The 19319-nt window shown below is 70.9% G+C and carries 17 protein-coding genes; all 17 read right to left on the bottom strand.

The genetic code is table 11. From position 1 onward, the window contains the following. Nucleotides 1-3 precede the first annotated feature (3 nt). On the bottom strand, nt 4-1098 hold the full coding sequence (locus EDF40_RS12025) for a VIT1/CCC1 transporter family protein (protein ID WP_123339696.1): 1095 nt from the start codon (nt 1096-1098) through the stop codon (nt 4-6). Nucleotides 1099-1228: 130 nt separating this feature from the next. After that, nucleotides 1229-2674: a pyruvate kinase gene (pyk, locus tag EDF40_RS12030; protein ID WP_123294333.1), complete on the bottom strand. Its 1446-nt coding sequence runs from the start codon at nt 2672-2674 to the stop codon at nt 1229-1231. 157 nt (nt 2675-2831) lie between these two features. Continuing rightward, complete coding sequence (locus EDF40_RS12035; protein WP_123339697.1) at nt 2832-4289, bottom strand: glutamate synthase subunit beta; 1458 nt, start codon at nt 4287-4289, stop codon at nt 2832-2834. Between the two features lie 53 nt (nt 4290-4342). After that, complete coding sequence (gene gltB / locus EDF40_RS12040) at nt 4343-8860, bottom strand: glutamate synthase large subunit (RefSeq protein ID WP_123339896.1); 4518 nt, start codon at nt 8858-8860, stop codon at nt 4343-4345. Nucleotides 8861-9062: 202 nt separating this feature from the next. Beyond that, the gene (gene lgt / locus EDF40_RS12045; RefSeq protein WP_185003005.1) at nt 9063-10061 is read right to left on the bottom strand and encodes a prolipoprotein diacylglyceryl transferase; all 999 of its coding nucleotides are present in this window, start codon (nt 10059-10061) and stop codon (nt 9063-9065) included. Between the two features lie 98 nt (nt 10062-10159). Next, nucleotides 10160-10954: a tryptophan synthase subunit alpha gene (gene trpA, locus EDF40_RS12050; RefSeq protein ID WP_123339698.1), complete on the bottom strand. Its 795-nt coding sequence runs from the start codon at nt 10952-10954 to the stop codon at nt 10160-10162. Next, complete coding sequence (gene trpB / locus EDF40_RS12055) at nt 10951-12165, bottom strand: tryptophan synthase subunit beta (protein ID WP_123339699.1); 1215 nt, start codon at nt 12163-12165, stop codon at nt 10951-10953. The genes trpA and trpB overlap by 4 nt, the downstream gene beginning before the upstream one ends. Nucleotides 12166-12229: 64 nt before the next feature. After that, a complete protein-coding gene (gene trpC / locus EDF40_RS12060; RefSeq protein WP_123339898.1) occupies nt 12230-13015 on the bottom strand; it encodes an indole-3-glycerol phosphate synthase TrpC in 786 nt (261 codons plus the stop codon). 16 nt (nt 13016-13031) lie between these two features. Continuing rightward, nucleotides 13032-13271 (bottom strand): HGxxPAAW family protein, encoded by a 240-nt coding sequence (locus EDF40_RS19240; protein WP_159571188.1) that lies wholly within the window; start codon nt 13269-13271, stop codon nt 13032-13034. Next, entirely contained in the window at nt 13268-13933 is a 666-nt protein-coding gene (locus EDF40_RS12070) for a Trp biosynthesis-associated membrane protein (RefSeq protein ID WP_123339700.1), read from the bottom strand. Before EDF40_RS12070 ends, EDF40_RS19240 begins: the two co-directional genes overlap by 4 nt. Then, nucleotides 13930-15474, bottom strand: coding sequence for an anthranilate synthase component I (locus EDF40_RS12075; RefSeq protein ID WP_123339701.1), 1545 nt, complete (start codon nt 15472-15474; stop codon nt 13930-13932). Before EDF40_RS12075 ends, EDF40_RS12070 begins: the two co-directional genes overlap by 4 nt. Then, nucleotides 15471-15917 (bottom strand): phosphoribosyl-AMP cyclohydrolase, encoded by a 447-nt coding sequence (gene hisI / locus EDF40_RS12080; RefSeq protein WP_123339702.1) that lies wholly within the window; start codon nt 15915-15917, stop codon nt 15471-15473. Before hisI ends, EDF40_RS12075 begins: the two co-directional genes overlap by 4 nt. A 43-nt stretch (nt 15918-15960) precedes the next feature. Next, nucleotides 15961-16746: an imidazole glycerol phosphate synthase subunit HisF gene (gene hisF / locus EDF40_RS12085; RefSeq protein ID WP_243650048.1), complete on the bottom strand. Its 786-nt coding sequence runs from the start codon at nt 16744-16746 to the stop codon at nt 15961-15963. Beyond that, complete coding sequence (gene hisG / locus EDF40_RS12090; protein WP_111083926.1) at nt 16743-17582, bottom strand: ATP phosphoribosyltransferase; 840 nt, start codon at nt 17580-17582, stop codon at nt 16743-16745. The genes hisF and hisG overlap by 4 nt, the downstream gene beginning before the upstream one ends. Nucleotides 17583-17651: 69 nt before the next feature. Then, entirely contained in the window at nt 17652-17915 is a 264-nt protein-coding gene (locus EDF40_RS12095; protein ID WP_111084162.1) for a phosphoribosyl-ATP diphosphatase, read from the bottom strand. Between the two features lie 59 nt (nt 17916-17974). After that, nucleotides 17975-18634 (bottom strand): ribulose-phosphate 3-epimerase, encoded by a 660-nt coding sequence (rpe, locus tag EDF40_RS12100; protein ID WP_123339703.1) that lies wholly within the window; start codon nt 18632-18634, stop codon nt 17975-17977. A gap of 47 nt (nt 18635-18681) precedes the next feature. After that, on the bottom strand, nt 18682-19284 hold the full coding sequence (locus EDF40_RS12105; RefSeq protein ID WP_123339704.1) for a TetR/AcrR family transcriptional regulator: 603 nt from the start codon (nt 19282-19284) through the stop codon (nt 18682-18684). Between the last annotated feature and the right edge of the window lie 35 nt (nt 19285-19319).

Here is a 19319-nt window from a genome sequence, read left to right on the forward strand (position 1 = left end):
GCGTCAGGCGGAACCGGTGCCGAACAGCAGCCCGAGCGCGTAGGTCACGACGGCGGCGCCGATCCCGATCGCCAGCTGCCGGAACGCCCGCTTGCCCGGCGACGCTCCACTCAGCACGCCGACGATCGCACCGGTGCCGAGCAGGGCGAGACCGACGAGCGTGCCGGCGACCGCGATGGCCGCCCACCCCTGCATGCCGAACAGGAACGGCAGCACCGGGATGATCGCGCCCGACGCGAAGAACAGGAAGCTCGACACCGCGGCGCTCAGACCGTTGCCCACCGCCTCGTGGTCGTCGGTGACGGTGACCGGACCGGTCGACGGGTGTCGCTCACCGATGCCGGACAGCACCTGCGCCGCGTGCTCGGTCGCCTCGGCCTCGGCCATCCCGCGGGCGCGGTACACCAGGGCCAGCTCGTTCGCGTCGACGTCGAGGTCCGCCACGGCGCGGCCGGCCTCGGGGTGCGGTGCGGACGCCTCGAGCAGCTCGCGCTGCGACCGGACCGACACGTACTCCCCCGCACCCATCGACAGGGCGCCGGCCAGCAGGCCCGCGATGCCGCTCAGCAGCACGAAGTGCCGGTCGGCGCCCGACGCGCTGATGCCGATGATGAGAGCCAGGTTCGACACGAGTCCGTCGTTGGCGCCGAAGACCGCCGCGCGGAACGTGCCCGACAACCGCATCCGACCGCGGTTCGCGAGCCCGCGCACCACCTCGCCGTGGATGCGCTCGTCGGCGGCCATGCTCGCGGTCGCGTCGTCGTCGTCGGCGTACGGCGAGCGGTCCTCGGCGCGCTGCATCAACGCGAGGACGAACACCGACCCGAACCGCTTCGCCAGCGTCGCGAGGACCCGGGTGCGCAGACTGCCCCGCTGCGGACGTCCGACGTCGTCACCGAGCAGGTCGAGCCAGTGCTGCTCGTGCCGTCCCTCGGCCTCGGCCAGCGCGGCGAGGATCTCGCGTTCCTCGCCGGACCGCCGCGCGGCCAGGTTGCGGTAGACCGCGCCCTCGGCGCGTTCGTCGGCCAGGTAGCGGCGCCAGCGGCGGACGTCGGCGCGCGGCGCCGGTTGTTCGGTCTGGAGGCTCACAGCAGCCATCTTGCCGCCTGCGGCCCACCGGTGGTCACCACCAGGGCCGTGGAGACGCGGCAGGGCGCGGACCGGAAGCGACGCGTGTTCGTGCGCCGTGCCTCCTGTCCGCGCCCTGTCGGCGTCGGGATCCTGCGGATCAGTCCCGCACGTAGGCCGGAGCGGCCTCGGCGTGGGCGTCGCCCACCCGGTGCACGCGCAGGTCGTTCGTCGAGCCCTCGATCCCGGGAGGCGAACCGGCCGTCACGATGACGCGGTCGCCGGGGGCGGCCAGGCCGTTCTCGAGCAGGACGTCGTCCACCTGCGAGAAGAGCTCGTCGGTGTGGGTCTTGCGCTCGACCAGGAAGGACCGGACACCCCAGGTGAGCGCCATGCGGCGACGCGTGGCCTCGTTCGGGGTGAAGGCGATGATCGGCAGGCCGTGGCGCAGACGCGACATACGGCGCGCCGAGTCGCCGGACTCGGTGAACACGCAGAGGTACGAGGCCTCGGTGAACTCCGCGATCTCGACCGCGGCGAGGGTGATCGCGCCGCCGAGGGTGCGCGGCTTCGTGCCGAGGGGCGCGATGCGCTCGAGGCCGTGGTCCTCGGTCGACTCGACGATGCGGGCCATCGTGCGGACGGTCTGCACTGGGTACTCGCCGACGCTGGTCTCGCCCGAGAGCATGACCGCGTCCGCACCGTCGAGGACGGCGTTCGCGACGTCGGAGGTCTCGGCGCGGGTCGGGATCGGCGACGAGATCATCGACTCGAGCATCTGGGTCGCGACGATGACCGGCTTCGCCATGCGGCGCGCGAGCTCGACGGCGCGCTTCTGCACGATCGGGACGGCCTCGAGCGGGAGCTCGACGCCGAGGTCACCGCGGGCGACCATGATGCTGTCGAAGGCGTCGATGATCTCCTCGAGCGCGTCGACGGCCTGCGGCTTCTCGATCTTCGCGATGACGGGGAGGCGCTTGCCCTCTTCGTCCATGATCTCGTGCGCGCGGACGACGTCCGAGGCGTTGCGGACGAACGAGAGCGCGATGAGGTCGGCGCCCTGGCGGATGCCCCAGCGGAGGTCGGCCTCGTCCTTCTCGCTCAGCGCCGGGACGTTCACTGCGACGCCGGGCAGGTTGATGCCCTTGTTGTTCGACACCGTGCCGCCGACGACGACCTCGGTGCGGACACGGACGCCGTCGGTGTCGAGCACGCGCAGGCGGACCCGACCGTCGTCGATGAGCAGCGGGTCGCCGGGCTTGACGTCCTGGGGCAGGCCCTTGAACGTCGTGCCGCAGATCTCCTTGGAGCCGGGGACGTCCTCGGTCGTGATCGTGAACACGTCGCCGACCGCCAGGTCGTGCGGGCCGTCGGCGAACTTTGCCAGACGGATCTTCGGACCCTGCAGGTCGACGAGGATCGCGACCGGCTTGCCGAGCTCCTCGGCAGCGCGACGGACGTTCACGTAGTTGGCCTCGTGGACGCTGTAGTCACCGTGGCTGAGGTTGAGTCGGGCGACGTCGACGCCCGCTTCGATGATCTCCTTGACGGTCTCGTAGTCCGACGTTGCCGGTCCGAGCGTCGAAACGATCTTTGCGCGTCTCAATGGATTCCTTCGTGGTGGTGGATGATGCTCTGGTTTCCGCGCTGTGGGGCCGCGCGGAACGAAGCGAGGCCACCAGCACCTTATCGAGTGCTGGTGGCCCCTCGCTCACCGGGGGGTGAGCATCTGGTGGTGGTTGGTCATGCGGCGATCGGTCATCTCAGACGGACATCGCTCGGTCGGTCGCCTTCACCGGCGCCGGCAGGATCGTCGAGCCCTCGAGGTACTCGTCGACCTTCGCCGCCGCGGCACGGCCCTCGGCGATCGCCCAGACGATCAGGGACTGCCCGCGGCCGGCGTCACCGGCGACGAACACGCCCGCCTCGTTCGTCGTGTAGTCGGCACGGCGGTCGAGCGCACCGGACACCGTCGTCGGCAGACCGAGCTGCGGCTCGATCGTGTCGGATTCCGGACCGGTGAAGCCCATCGCGACGAGGACGAGGTCTGCGGGGATCTCACGCTCGGAGCCGGCCTTCGGCACGCGACGACCGTCGAGGTACTCGGTCTCGGCGACCCGGAGCGCCCGGACCTCGCCGGCCTCGTTCGCCAGGAACTCGACGGTCGAGGCGAGGAAGTGCCGCTCGCCGCCCTCTTCGTGGGCGCTCGTGACCTCGAAGACGGTCGGGAACATCGGCCACGGCTGCTCGGACGGACGCTCCAGCGGCGGCTGCTTGCCGATCGCCAGGTTCGTCACGCTCAGGGCGCCCTGCCGGTGCGCGGTGCCGATGCAGTCCGCACCGGTGTCACCGCCGCCGATCACGACGACGTGCTTGCCCTCGGCGGTCAGCTGGTTGTCGACCCGGGTGCCGGCGTTCGCCTTGTTCTGCTGGACCAGGTAGTCCATCGCGAAGTGCACGCCCTCGAGGTCGCGCCCCGGGATCGGCAGGTCGCGCGGCACCGTGGCGCCGGTGGCGACGACGACCGCGTCGTAGCGCGACTTCAGGTCGTCCCAGGTGATGTCGCGGCCGATATCGACGCCTGCACGGAAGCGGGTGCCCTCGGCCTGCATCTGGGACAGGCGCGCGTCGATCTGGCGCTTCTCCATCTTGAAGTCCGGGATCCCGTAGCGGAGCAGCCCACCGATGCGGTCGTCGCGCTCGTAGACGGCGACGGTGTGCCCGGCGCGGGTGAGCTGCTGCGCGGCGGCCAGCCCGGCGGGGCCGGAACCCACGACGGCGACGGTCTTGCCCGTCAGGCGCTCGGGCGGGTGCGGGGTGACCCAACCGTTCTGGAACGCCTCGTCGATGATCGAGACCTCGACCTGCTTGATCGTCACGGGCGGCTGGTTGATGCCGAGCACACACGAGGACTCGCACGGAGCGGGGCACAGCCGGCCCGTGAACTCCGGGAAGTTGTTCGTCGCGTGCAGCCGCTCGATCGCCTGACGGCCCTCACCGCGCCAGGTCAGGTCGTTCCACTCCGGGATCAGGTTGCCGAGGGGGCAGCCCTGGTGGCAGAACGGCACGCCGCAGTCCATGCAGCGGCCGGCCTGGCGCTTGAGGGCACCCGACTCCTGCTGCTCGTAGACCTCTTTCCAGTCCATGAGCCGGACGGGCACGGGGCGCCGTGCCGGCAGTTCGCGTTCCTGGACCTTGAGGAATCCCTTGGGGTCACCCACCAGTCACCTCCGTGGTCGTGTTGGGCGCTGCCGGTTCCACACGTGCGTGACGCTCAGCCACCGGTCACCTCCATGATTCGATTCCACACGACGTCGCCGTCGGGGTCGAGCCCCTCGTCGACGGCGCGCTGACGGGTCTCGAGCACCGCCGCGTAGTCACGCGGCAGCACCTTGACGAAGTCGCCCAGGTCGCCGGACTCGAGCAGGTCGGACGCGAGCGTCGAACCGGTCTCCTCGGCGTGCCGGGTGAGCAGGTCGGTGACGATCTCGACGTCGGCGCTGTCGAGCGCCTCGAGTCGGAGTTCACCGGTCGCGAGGGCATCGGTGTTGACGTGCTCCTCGCGCAGACCACGGACGTACGCGGTGCCACCGGACATGCCGGCGCCGAGGTTCCGACCGGTCTCGCCCAGGATGAGCGCGAGCCCGCCAGTCATGTACTCGAGCGCGTGGTCGCCCACGCCCTCGACCACTGCGGTCGCCCCCGAGTTGCGCACCAGGAAGCGCTCGCCCACGATGCCGCGGATGAACATGCTGCCCTGGGTCGCGCCGTAGCCGATCACGTTGCCGGCGATGACGTTCTCCGCCGGGTCGAAGCCCGAGCCGGCGTCCGGCCGCACGATGATCTCGCCACCGGACAGGCCCTTGCCGACGTAGTCGTTGCTGTCGCCGATGAGGCGCAGGGTGATGCCGGCGGGCATGAACGCGCCGAGCGACTGCCCGGCGGAACCGCGCAGCGTGACGTCGATCGAGCCGCTGGGCAGCCCGTGCTCGCCGTGCCGCTTGGTGACCTCGTGGCCGAGCATCGTGCCGACCGCGCGTTCGGTGTTGCGGATGGGCAGGTCGAGCGCGATCGAGCCGCCGTGGTCGAGCACGTCGGCGGTCTGCTGGATCAGCCCCACGTCGAAGTGCTGCTCGAGCTCGTGGTCCTGCTCACGCTGGTGGCGACGCGGCTCGGCGTCCTCGAAGTGCGGTCCTGCGAGGACCGGTTCGAGGTCGAGTCCTGACGCCTTCCAGTGCTCGAGGGCACGGTCGACGTCGAGGGCGTCGGACCGGCCGATCGCCTCGTCGAGGGTGCGGAAGCCGAGCTCGGCGAGGAGCTCGCGCACTTCCTGCGCGATGAACTCGAAGAAGTTCACGACGAACTCGGGCTTGCCGGAGAAGCGCTTGCGGAGCTCGGGGTTCTGCGTCGCGACCCCCACCGGACACGTGTCGAGGTGGCACACGCGCATCAGGATGCAGCCCTCGACGACGAGCGGAGCGGTGGCGAAGCCGTACTCCTCGGCGCCGAGCAGGGCTGCCACGACGACGTCGCGCCCGGTCTTCATCTGACCGTCGACCTGCACGACGACGCGGTCGCGCATGCCGTTCAGCATGAGCGTCTGCTGCGTCTCGGCGAGGCCGATCTCCCACGGGGTGCCGGCGTGCTTGAGCGAGTTGAGCGGGGACGCGCCCGTGCCACCGTCGTGTCCGGACACGAGCACGACGTCGGCCAGGGCCTTCGTCACGCCGGCCGCGACCGCGCCGATGCCGGACTGGCTCACGAGCTTCACGTGGACGCGGGCGGCCGGGTTGGCGCGCTTCACGTCGAAGATCAGCTGCTTGAGGTCCTCGATCGAGTAGATGTCGTGGTGCGGCGGCGGCGAGATGAGGCCGACGCCGGCGGTGGCGTGCCGGGTGCGTGCGACCCACGGGTACACCTTCTGCGGGGGCAGCTGGCCGCCCTCGCCGGGCTTCGCACCCTGCGCCATCTTCAGCTGAATGTCGGTGGCGTGGGTGAGGTACATGCTCGTCACGCCGAACCGCCCGGAGGCGACCTGCTTGATCGCGCTGCGGCGCTCGGGGTCGAGCAGCCGGTCGACGTCCTCGCCGCCCTCGCCCGTGTTCGAGCGGCCACCGAGGCGGTTCATCGCGATCGCGAGCGTCTCGTGGGCTTCCTTCGAGATGGAGCCGTACGACATCGCGCCGGTGTTGAAGCGCTTGACGATCGACTCGATCGACTCGACCTCGTCGAGCGCGACGGGCTTACGCGCCCCGTGCTTGAAGCGGAACAGCCCGCGCAGCGTCATGAGCTCCTCGGACTGGTCGTCCACGGCGCTCGAGTACTCACGGAAGATGTCGTAGCGGCGGGCACGGGTGGCGTGCTGCAGCCGGAAGACGGTGTCCGGGTTGAACAGGTGCGGGGGGCCTTCGCGACGCCACTGGTACTCGCCGCCGGTCTGCAGCCGCTCGTGCGACAGGACCGCGCCGTCCTGCGGGTACGCCTGGGCGTGCCGCTCGGCGTTCTCCTTCGCGATGACGTCGATGTCGACCCCGCCGAGGATCGACGACGTGCCGGTGAAGTACTTGTCGACGAACTCCTGGCTGAGCCCCACGGCTTCGAACGCCTGGGCGCCGGCGTAGCTCGACACCGTCGAGATGCCCATCTTCGACATGATCTTCAGGACGCCCTTGCCGAGCGCCTTGATCACGTTCTTGACGGCCTGTTCCGGGGTGATCCCGGTGATCATGCCAGCACGGACCAGGTTCTCGCAGGTCTCCATCGCGAGGTACGGGTTGATCGCCGACGCGCCGTACCCGATGAGGGACGCCACGTGGTGGACCTCGCGCACGTCGCCGGCCTCGACGATCAGGCCGACCTTCATGCGCTGCTCGGTGCGGATCAGGTGGTGGTGCACGGCAGCGAGCAGCAACAGACTCGGCACGGGCGCCTGCTCGGCGTTGCCGTCGCGGTCCGACAACACGATGAACTGCTTGCCCGACTCGATGGCGGCGTCGACCTCGTCGCACACGGCGGCGATGCGCTTCTGCATCGCCTTCTTGCCGGCGTCGACGCGGTACAGGCCCTTGATCGTGACGGTCAGGTGCCGACCCGACTCCGTCTCGAAGTGCTGCACCTTGGCGAGCTGGTCGTTGTCGATCACCGGGAAGTCGAGCGTGATCTGCTTCGCGTGCTCGGGACCGGCCGACAGCAGGTTGCGCTCCGGACCGAGGCCCATGCCCATCGAGGTGATGACCTGCTCGCGGATCGAGTCGAGCGGCGGGTTCGTCACCTGGGCGAACTGCTGTGTGAAGTAGTCGAACAGCAGCCGGGGGCGCTGCGAGAGCACCGCGATCGGGGTGTCGGACCCCATCGCTCCGAGTGGCTCCGCGCCCACCTGCGCCATCGGGCGGAGCAGGATACGGACTTCTTCCTCGGTGTAGCCGAACGCACGCTGGCGGCGGGTGACCGATGCCGGGGTGTGCACGATGTGCTCGCGGTCGGGCAGGTCGTTCAGGTTGATGCGGCCCTCGTCGAGCCACGCACCCCACGGGCCGGAGGCCGCCAGGCCCTGCTTGACCTCGTCGTCCTCGATGATGCGGCCGGCCTCGGTGTCCACCAGGAACATCCGGCCGGGGCGCAGACGGCCCTTGCGGACGACCTTCGCGGCGGGCACGTCGATGACACCGGTCTCGGACCCCATGACGATGAGCCCGTCGTCGGTGACGAGGAAGCGCCCGGGACGCAGCCCGTTGCGGTCGAGGGTCGCGCCGACGAGCGAACCGTCGGTGAAGGTGATGGCGGCGGGCCCGTCCCACGGCTCCATGAGCATCGAGTGGTACTCGTAGAACGCCCGCAGCTCCGGGTCCATCCCGATCTGGTTCTCCCAGGCCTCCGGCACCATCATCGACACCGCGTGCGGCAGCGTCCGGCCGGTCAGGGTGAGGAGCTCGAGCACCTCGTCGAACGACGCCGAGTCGCTCGCACCGGGGCTGACGATCGGCAGCAGCGGTGCCACGTCGCCGAGCAGTTCGCTCTCGAGCTGCGACTGGCGTGCGCGCATCCAGTTGCGGTTGCCGCGCACCGTGTTGATCTCACCGTTGTGCGCGATCGTCCGGAAGGGCTGGGCGAGCGGCCACGACGGGAACGTGTTGGTCGAGTAGCGCGAGTGCACGATCGCGAGCTTCGACGCGAAGCGCTCGTCGCTGAGGTCCGGGTAGAACGGCTCGAGCTGCAGCGTCGTGACCATGCCCTTGTAGACCATGGTGCGGCTCGACAGCGACATGAAGTACAGGTCGTTCGCGTGCTCGGCGCGCTTGCGCAGCCGGTAGGTCTGGCGGTCGAGGGCGATCCCGCTCCACGAGGCGCCGTGCACGTCGTGGCGCACCGAGGCGACGAACAGCTGCTCGAACGCCGGCATGGCCGCACGAGCCAGGGTGCCGAGCACCTCGGGGCGCACCGGGACCTCGCGCCAGCCGAGGACCTTCAGGCCCTCTTCGCGCGCCAGTCGTTCGACGGCGCCCTTGACGGCGTGCCGGTCGCCCTCGTCGGTCGGCAGGTAGGCCGTGCCGACCGCGTACTCCCCCGCCGCCGGCAGGTCGAACGGCACCACGGTGCGCAGGAACTCGTCCGGCACCTGGCACAGGATGCCCGCGCCGTCGCCCGTGCCGGCGTCCGAACCGACGGCACCGCGGTGCTCGAGGTTGCGGAGGGCGCCGAGTGCAGCGTCGACGATGTCGTGGCCGGGCGTCCCGCGCAGCGTCGCGACCATCGCGAGACCGCAGGCGTCCTTCTCGTTCGCCGGGTCGTACATGCCGGTGGCGTCGGGGACCGCCGAGAACCGCCGGTGCGGCGGCACGAGGGACTTCGGTGCCGAGGGCTGGAGTGGCTGGAGCGCCATGGGGGAACCGTCCTCACGAGGAAGTGGAACAGGGACAGCGGTGGCCCGGTGGTGCGTTCCGCCCAGACGGGCGGGACTGGTGCCCGTGCCCCGCTTGTGGCGGGGAGGAGTGCTCCTAAGCGCGGTCAGTGGGAGTCGTGACCGCTCCGGAGCCCTGGGCGACGAGGCGTTCGTCGTCGTCCTCGTGCTCCGAGAAGGTGTCGTCGGAGTCTACATCGGACTTCGGACGCGGCTCGCGACCGGGCAGGTACGGGCTCGGCTCCTTGCCGGTGTGTCGACGGGTCTGCACGATGAAGATGACGATCCCGAGCAGGATGGCCGCGAACGACATCCACACGTTCGTCCGGATACCGAAGAAGGTCTCGCTCGTGTCGACGCGGATGGACTCGAGCACCGAGCGGCCGATGCCGTACCAGATCAGGTAGAGCGACAGGACCTTGCCCCACTGCAGCCGGAACTTCTTGTCGAGCAACAGGATGACGACGACGCCCAGGACGTTCCAGATGATCTCGTAGAGGAACGTCGGGTGGAACAGCGTGCCCTCGGGCAGGCCCTTCGGGAACGCGGCGTTCGTCGACTCGATCTGCAGGCCCCACGGCAGGCTGGTCGGCATGCCGAAGAGCTCGTGGTTGAAGTAGTTGCCGAGCCGACCGAACGCCTGTGCGAGCAGCACCCCGGGCACCACCGCATCGATGAACGACGTGAAGCGCAGGCCGACCTGGCGACAGCCGATCCAGGCGCCGACGGACCCGAGGATCAGGGCGCCGAAGATCGCGAGCCCGCCCTCCCAGATGTACAGGAAGGACAGCGGGTCGATGCCGGGGCCGAAGTAGTCGGACACGTGCGTGAACACGTGGAAGAGCCGACCGCCGATGATGCCGGCGGGGACCGCCCAGATCGCGATGTCGATGATGATCCAGCGCTCGACGCCGCGGGCGTTGAGGCGGCGGTTCGCGAGCAGGACCGCGGCGACGATCCCGAGGAGGATGCAGATCGCGTACGCGTGGATGCGGAAGTCGAGCGGCAGCGACCAACCGAACACGTCGCGCAGCCAGGCGGTCAGGTCGAAGTACTGCCAGGCGGTGCTCGGGCTCGGGATGCTCAGGAGGGGCATGGAGGAACGGTCGCCTTTCGGAACTGACGGGGCGCGGTGTCGACGTGTCGTCGGCCCCGCTCACTGTAGCGCGGGTCGTGGGCCCGCCAGGAACTGGACTAGGAGCGGCGGGCGCCGGTGGTGAGGTCGGCCGCGCGGTCGGCGACCCCCTGCACCCCGAGGTCGGCCAGTGCGCGGACGAACGCCGAGCCGACGATCGCGCCGTCGGCGTACTCCAGGACCTCGGCGACCTGCTCGGCCGTCGAGATGCCGAGGCCCACGCAGGTGCGCGCGACGCCGGCGTCACGGAGCCGCGACACCACGGTGCGTGCAGCGACGTCGACGCCTGCCCGTGCTCCGGTGACGCCCATCGTCGAGACGGCGTAGACGAACCCGCGGCTCGCCTGCACCGCCTGCTGCATCCGGGCGTCGGACGAGGACGGTGCCGCGAGGAACACGCGGTCCAGGCCGGTCCGCTCCGACGAGGCCATCCACTCGGCGGCTTCGTCCGGGATCAGGTCGGGCGTGATGAGCCCGGCGGCACCGGCGGCGACGAGGTCGTCGGCGAAGCGGTCCACGCCGTAGCGGAGGACCGGGTTCCAGTACGTCATCACGAGCACCGGCACGTCGGCGCGCTCGGTGATCTGGTGCACGGCGTCGAAGACCTGCGCGACCCGGAAGCCGTTCGCCAGGCTCTCCTCGGCCGCACGCTGGATGACCGGGCCGTCCATGACGGGGTCGGAGTACGGCAGGCCGAGCTCGATGACGTCCACGCCGTTCTCGGCGAGGGCGACGGCAGCGTCGACGCTGGTCTGCACGTCCGGGTACCCGGCGGGCAGGTAGCCGACGACGGCCCCGGCACGCTCGGCGTTGGCGGTGTCGATCGTCGTGGCGACGGTCTGGTTCGTGGTCACAGCTGCACCGCGTTCTCGTCGAGGATGCCGAAGTAGCGACTGGCGGACGCCACGTCCTTGTCGCCACGGCCGGACAGGTTCACGAGCACGACGGCCTCGGGGCCGAGCTCCTTGCCGAGCTTCATCGCACCCGCGAGCGCGTGCGACGACTCGATCGCCGGGATGATGCCCTCGGTCTGGCTGAGCAGCCGGAACGCCTCCATCGCCTCGGTGTCGGTGATCGGCGCGTACTGCGCGCGACCGATCGACGCCAGGTACGCGTGCTCCGGCCCGACGCTCGGGTAGTCGAGCCCGGCGGAGATGCTGTGGCTCTCGATGGTCTGGCCGTCCTCGTCCTGCATCAGGTAGGACTTCGCGCCCTGCAGGACGCCTTCGCGACCGAGCGTGATGCTTGCGGCGTGCCGACCGGTCTCCACGCCGTCGCCACCGGCCTCGAAGCCGTGCAGCGCGACGGACTCGTCGTCGAGGAACGCCTCGAAGATCCCCATCGCGTTCGAGCCGCCACCGACGCACGCGGCGACGGCGTCGGGGAGACGCCCGACGCGGTCGAGGACCTGCTGCCGGGCCTCTTCACCGATCACCTTGTGGAACTCGCGCACCATCTCGGGGAACGGGTGCGGGCCGGCGACCGTGCCGAGCAGGTAGTGGGTCGAGTCCACGTTCGCCACCCAGTCGCGGAGTGCCTCGTTGATGGCGTCCTTCAGCGTGCGCGACCCGGTCTCGACCGGGATCACCTCGGCGCCGAGCAGGCGCATCCGGGCGACGTTGAGCGCCTGCCGCTCGGTGTCGACGGCACCCATGTACACGACGCAGTCCATGCCGAACAGCGCCGCAGCGGTCGCCGTGGCCACACCGTGCTGGCCGGCACCGGTCTCCGCGATGAGGCGGGTCTTGCCGAGCCGACGGGCCACGAGCGCCTGGCCGAGCACGTTGTTGATCTTGTGGGACCCGGTGTGGTTCAGGTCCTCGCGCTTCAGGATCACGCGGGCACCACCGGCGTGCTTCGCGAACCGCGGCACCTCGGTGATGATCGACGGACGGCCGGTGTAGTCGCGCTGGAGCTCGTCGAGCTCGGCACGGAAGGCCGGGTCCGCCCAGGCCGTGCGGAAGGCGGCCTCGAGCTCGTCGAGCGCGAGGACGAGCGACTCAGGGACGAAGCGTCCGCCGAAGTCACCGAAGTACGGGCCGTGCAGGTCGCGGAGTGAGGTCACGATGGGTCTTCCCGGGACGAGTCCGACGCGACCGGCGGTGCCGGTGGTCGGACGGGTGGAACGTTCAGCCGCGGTCGGCGGCCTCGATGAACGACGCGAGGGTGGCGGCGGGGTCGGCACCCGTGACGAGCGCTTCCCCGACCAGGACGACGTCGGCACCCGCTGCGCGGTAGTGGGCGACGTCGGCGGGACCGGCGACGGCGGACTCGGCGACACGCACGACCCCGTCGGGGATGCGGTCGGCGAGCGATCCGAACAGGTCGCGGTCGAGCGAGAAGTCGGTGAGGTCGCGGGCGTTGACGCCGAGGATCCGCGCACCGGCGTCGAGGCCACGGGAGACCTCGTCGGCGGAGTGCGCCTCGACCAGCACGCGCATGCCGAGTTCTTCGGCCAGCGTGTGGAGCTCGACCAGCTGCTGCTGCTCGAGCGCGGCGACGATGAGCAGCACGACGTCGGCTCCGGCGGCCCGGGCCTCGACGACCTGGTACGGGTCGGCGATGAAGTCCTTGCGCAGCACGGGGATGCCCACGCGGGCCTTGACGGCTTCGAGGTCGGCGAGGCTGCCGAGGAACTTGCGCCCCTCGGTCAGGACGCTGATCGTCGACGCGCCACCGCGCTCGTAGTCGGCAGCGAGGGCGGCCGGGTCCTCGATGGGGGCCATCGAGCCACGGGACGGGCTGGCGCGCTTGACCTCGGCGAGGATCTTCACCCGGTCGCCCGGGGCGAGGAACGCGAGGGCGTCGAGCGGCGACGCCACCCGGTCGAGGTCGCGTTCGACGTCCGAGTACGGGCGGTCGACGCGACGGGCGGCGGCGTCCTCGAGCGCGCCCGCGACGAGGGTCTCGAGCACGTTCGGCATGCGAGTCCTACTCGGCGTGGTGCTTGGCGACGTACTTCGGGCCGTTCACGCCGTAGCCGGCCTTCGCCATGACCGCGCCGATGACCAGACCGATGACGACGACGGCAGCGGAGACCCAGACGCCCCACGGCTGGTCGAACCAGAAGAACAGCGTGCCTGCCGCGAATCCGATCAGCATGATCACGACGGCGGTCCAGGCGGCCGGCGAGTGGCCTTCGCCGAGTTCTGCGGGCTCAGTGTTGCTCACGGTGCTCCTCGTTCTGCTCCGGCGTCGTCGGTCGACCGACGCCCATCCGATCCTACCGTGCCGTCGGTCGGGTCGACCCCAGCACTGAGGTCGTCCCAGTCCACGACGGCGTCGCGCACGACCGGGGCTGCGGCACGCGCGTCGGCGGCGGCTCCGGCGGTCGCTGCCCCGTACTTCCGGCTCGGACCGGGCCACGCACGCTGCACGACGATGACGACGACACCGAGCAGGACGGCGAGGACGCCACCGGCGATGCCGACGGCCGGCCAGAGCGACACGTCGACGCCGGACACGACGCGGCGCACGGCTGTCAGGTCGCTGACCCCGGCCACCGCGCCGACGGCGCCCTTCGCCGCGGCGACCGGGTCACCGAGTGCGGTGATGCCGCTGACCACGACGCCGAGTCCGAGCAGGATCTCGACGCACGCGAGCACGATGCGCAGCACCCGGCCGGCGATCGTCATCGCGAGGAACAGGGCCAGGCTCGCGATCGCCAGGGCGGTGTACTGCGGCACGACCGCGGCCCCGTCGGCGTCGACCGTCGAGGTGACGGCGGCACCGGCGTGCAGGTCCACGGTGAACCAGGTCTGCGTCCACGCGAGCATGATGATGCCGGCGACGAGCAGTCCGGCGACGACGACGATCGGGCGCGAGCGCTTCACGAGCGCACCTCGCGCATCCGGTTCGCCGTGGCGACGGCCCGCAGGGGTGCCGCCGCCTTGTTGATGGTCTCCTCGTGCTCGGTGGCGGGGTCGGAGTCCGCCACCAGGCCGGCACCGGCCTGCACGCGTGCCACGCCGTCCTTGATCAGGGCCGTCCGGATCGCGATCGCGATGTCCGCGTCACCGGCGAAGTCGAAGTAGCCGACGACCCCGGCGTAGGCACCGCGCTTCGCCGGTTCGAGCTCGTCGATGATCTCCAGCGCGCGGGGCTTCGGCGCACCGGACAGGGTGCCGGCCGGGAACGTCGCCCGGAACACGTCGATGGCGGACATCCCCGGGCGCACCGCACCCTCGACGCTCGACACCAGGTGCATGATGTGGCTGAACCGCTCGACCGTCATGAACTCGGTGACCGCGACGGTACCGGGCTCGCAGACCTTCTGCAGGTCGTTGCGAGCCAGGTCGACGAGCATCAGGTGCTCGGCGCGTTCCTTCGGGTCATCGAGCAGGTCGTCACCGAAGCGGACGTCCTCTTCCGGCGTCGCACCACGTGGACGCGACCCGGCGATCGGGTGCGTGATGGCGCGGCCGGACTGCACCTTCACCAGGGCCTCGGGCGAGGCGCCGACGATCCAGTACCGCTCGTCGGCGGTGTCCGCCAGGGCCAGGAAGTACATGTACGGACTCGGGTTCAACGTCCGGAGGACCCGGTACACGTCGAGCGGGTCGGCGGTCACCTCGTGGTCGAAGCGCTGCGAGATCACGACCTGGAACACGTCGCCGTCGCGGATGAACTCCTTCGAGCGCTCCACCGCGGCCATGTACTCGTCCGGCGTGGAACGGTGCGTCGGCGTCGGCTCGGCGATCTCGAACGCCTCGGCGACGGTCGCGACGCTCGGCTGGACGAGGTCGGCCTGCAGGCGGTCCAGGCGGCGCTGGGCGTCGGACCAGAGCGTGTCGGCGTCGTCGGTGCCGTCGTTCAGCACGCTCGCGACGAGCAGGACGAGTCCCGTGCGGTGGTCGAGCGCGACCAGCTCGGACACGAAGGACAGCGCCTGTCCGGGCACGTCGAAGTCGGCAGGCGGCACGTTCGGCAGGTGCTCGAGCTGACGCACGGCCTCCCACCCGATGAACCCGACCGTCCCGCCGACGAGCGGCGGGGAGCCGGGCACCCGCGGGGTGGCCCAGCGCTCGTGCAGGCGTGCCAGGACCTCGAGCGGTTCGCCGTCGAGCGAGCCGACCGCACGTTCGGCGTCGATGCCGGTGTCGATCCAGGCGGCGCGGTCGCCCTCCTGCGTGAGGACGCCGAAGCTGCGCACACCGACGAACGACCAGCGCGACCAGAGGCCGCCCTGGCCCGCGGACTCCAGCAGGAACGACCCGGGCCGGCCGTCGGCGAGCTTCCGGTAGACACCCACCGGCGTCTCGCTGTCGGCGTAGAGCGCGCGCACCACCGGGACGACGCGGTGGTCGCTCAGCAGGGCGTCGAATTCCGGCCGGGAGGTCGTGTGCGGCGCTTCGGAGATCGTCGCGGTCGTCATCGGGTCGCCTCCACTGCCGTGTCGGCCGGGGCAGACGCGGTCGCGTCCGTCGGCCCGGACGCGGTCGCGGCCGTCGGCGCCGACGCCGTCACGGGCGCGAGCGGATCGACGTCGAAGCAGCGGTGCGCTCCGGTGTGGCATGCGGCCCCGACCTGCTGCACGGTCACGAGCAGGGTGTCGGCGTCGCAGTCGAACGCCGCGTCGCGCACGTACTGCGCGTGCCCCGACGTGTCGCCCTTCCGCCAGTACTCGTTCCGCGACCGCGACCAGAAGGTCACGCGCCCCTCGGTGAGGGTGCGGCGGAGCGCTTCCCGGTCCATGTACCCGAGCATGAGGACGTCCTTCGACGACTCCTCCTGCACGATGGCGGGGAGCAGCCCGTCCGCACCGAAACGTGCGCGGTCGAGGACCGCGTCGGTGTCGGTGCTGGTGCTGTCGGTCATGAGACTCCTAGCCTACGGCGGCGGATCAGCGGGCGGCGGCGGTTCAGCGGACGGCGTGGCCGGTCGCGCGCAGCGCGGCCTTGACGTCGCCCACCGTCATCTCGCCACGGTGGAAGACGGACGCGGCGAGGAGGGCATCCGCACCCGCGTCGACGGCGGGGGCGAAGTGCTCGACCCGACCCGCGCCTCCCGAGGCGATGACCGGGACCCGCGCGACCGACCGCACCGCGGCGACGAGTTCGAGGTCGAACCCGTTCTTCGTGCCGTCCGCGTCGATGGAGTTGACGAGCAGCTCCCCCGCACCCCGCTCGACGGCGTCGCGCGCCCAGGCGATCGCGTCGATGTCGGTCTCGGTGCGGCCACCGTGCGTGGTGACCACGAAGCCGGACGCGGTCCGGTCGGAGCGCTTGACGTCGAGCGACAGCACGACGGCCTGCGCGCCGAACCGGTCGGCGATCTCGCCGACGAGGTCGGGCCGGGCGATCGCGGCGCTGTTCACGCCGATCTTGTCCGCGCCGCACTGCTGCAGGCGGGACACGTCGTCGACGGAACGGACGCCGCCGCCCACCGTGAGCGGGATGAACACCTGCTCGGCGGTGCGGGTGACCGTGTCGTACATCGTGGCGCGGTTCTCGACCGTGGCACCGACGTCGAGGAACGTCAGCTCGTCGGCACCCTGCTCGTAGTAGCGCGCGGCGAGCTCGACCGGGTCACCGGCGTCCTGCAGGTCGAGGAAGTTCACGCCCTTGACGACCCGGCCGCCCTTGACGTCGAGGCACGGGATGACGCGGACGGCCACGCCGCCCGGCGCCGTGGCTGCCGCGGTCACAGCCGGGCCGCGTGGATCGGGCTGACGAGGATGGCGCGGGCCCCGAGGTCGTACAGGGCGTCCATGATCAGGTTCGCGTCGTCGCGCGGGATCATCACGCGCACGGCGGACCAGTCGCGGCCGTGCAGCGGCGACACCGTCGGCGACTCGATGCCGGACGCGACGGCGGTCGCCTGCTCGAGCAGCGCGGTGGGGATGTCGTAGTCGAGCATGACGTAGCCGCGCGCGACGAGCACGCCCTGCAGTCGACGGCGGAGCACGTCGATGCCCGGGATCGTCTCGTCGGTCGACACCAGCAGTGCGGTCGACTCGAGGATGACCGGACCGAAGATCTCGAGGCCGGCCTGCCGCAGCGTGCTGCCCGTGGAGACCACGTCGGCCACGGCGTCGGCGACACCGAGACGCACGGCGCTCTCGACGGCCCCGTCGAGCTTGACGAGCGTCGCCGTCACCCCGTGGCGAGCGAGGAAGTCGCCGACCAGGCCCGGGTAGCTCGTCGCGACCCGGACGCCGTCGAGGTCCTGCAGCGTGCTGTACCGGCCCGGCGTGCCGGCGAACCGGAAGGTGGAGTCGGCGAAGCCGAGCGCGTCGACCTCGTGCGCCTCGGAACCGGAGTCGAGCAGCAGGTCACGGCCGGTGATGCCGACGTCGAGTGCGCCGGAGCCGACGTAGGTCGCGATGTCCCGCGGGCGGAGGAAGAAGAACTCGACGCCGTTGCGCTCGTCGAGCAGGTGCAGCGCCTTCGGGTCGCGGCGTCCGGCGTACCCGGCCTCGCGCAGCATGTCGGACGCGGTCTCGGACAGGGAGCCCTTGTTGGGCACGGCGATGCGGAGCATCAGGGGGTCTGCTTTCTGGTCGGGGTCGTGGCAGATCGAGGTCGGTGCACGGGCGGGCCCGAGCGCGTCCTACAGATGTCGCCAGATGTCCGCCGGGGACAGCCCCTTCGCGACCATGAGGACCTGCAGGTGGTACACGAGCTGCGAGATCTCCTCCGAGGTGCGCTCGTCGCCCTCGTACTCGGCCGCCATCCAGACCTCGGCCGCTTCTTCCACGATCTTCTTGCCGATCTGGTGCACGCCGGCGTCCAGTTCGGCGACGGTGCCGGAGCCCTCGGGGCGCGTGCGCGCCTTCTCGGTGAGCTCCTGGAACAGGTCGTCGAACGTCTTCACGCGGTCCAGGCTACCGGTCTCCGCTGACGCTTCCGACGTACCGTCCGGACGGGTCGCGCTCATGCCCGCGCCCGCGCGGCCGCTTCGCGCAGGTCCGTGATCCGCGCGGCGGGCTCACCGCCGTAGACGGCCGACCCGGCGACGAGCGTGTCGGCGCCGCTGCGCACGGCCTCGGGCACGGTGTCCACCGAGATGCCACCGTCGACCTCGAGCCACACGTCGAGCCCCGAGGCGTCGACCGCCGCACGGGCGTCGGCGAGCTTCGGCATCACGGACGGCATGAACGACTGGCCGCCGAAGCCGGGCTCGACGGTCATGAGCAGGATCATGTCGTAGGCGTCGAGGTGGTGCAGCACCTGCGTGATCGGGGTGCCGGGCTTCACCGCGACGGCGGCACGGGCCCCGTTCGAGCGGATCGCGGCGGCCGTGGCCACGGGGTCGTCCGCGGCCTCGAAGTGGAACGTCACGCTCGACGCACCCGTCTCGGCGTACTTCGGTGCGTTGACGTCGGCGTCGGTGATCATGAGGTGCACGTCGAGCGGCACCGGGGAGACCTGCTGCAGGCGCTGGACGATCGGCAGCCCGAGCGTCAGGTTCGGCACGAAGTGGTTGTCCATCACGTCGACGTGCACCAGGTCGGCGGTCTCGATGCGGTGGAGTTCACTCTCGAGGTTCGCGAAGTCGGCGGACAGGATGCTCGGCGAGATGCGGATCGTCACCGGGCAAGCCTACCGGCGCGAGCCTGCCGGGCCGCTCCGCGGCGACGTCAGCGCCCGCCGACCACCCGGTTGCCGAGCTCCGAGCCGAGCATCGTCTCGAGCGCGGCGTCGACGAGCCGTTCGCCCTGCGCCCGGTCGATCCGGTGCGAGACGACCAGGGTGGCGATCCCCTGCATGGTCGCCGCGAACAGGAGCTTGAAGAGGAGACGGGCGTCCGCACCGTCGTCCTCCGTCGTCGCGGTTCCCACGGCACCCTCGAGCACCGCGAACAGCGACTCCGCGGCAGCCTGCACGGGGCCTGTCCGGCCGGTCGTCTTCGCCTGGAACATGAGGTCCATCAGCGCCGCGTCGTCGATCGCGAAGTCCACGTACGCCAGGGCGACCCGGCGGAACCGGTCCTCCAGCCCGTCGGCACCCGACAGTGCCCGGCGCACGGCAGCGGTCAACCGGTCGAAGCCGAGTTCGGCAAGGGCGTCGAGGAGCGCCTGCCGATCGACGAAGTGGCTCCGGGGGGCGCCGTGACTGACCCCGGCGCGGCGGGCGAGGTCGCGGAGCGAGAGTCCGTCGACCCCGGACTCCCGCAGCACCGCCACGGCCTCGTCGAGGAGCACCGCCCGCAGGTTCCCGTGGTGGAAGGGCCGCTCGGTCATGAGGACATCCTACTCCCGAACTAGGCATTGACTAT

This window comes from Curtobacterium sp. PhB170 (assembly GCF_003752345.1).
Taxonomy (GTDB): domain Bacteria; phylum Actinomycetota; class Actinomycetes; order Actinomycetales; family Microbacteriaceae; genus Curtobacterium.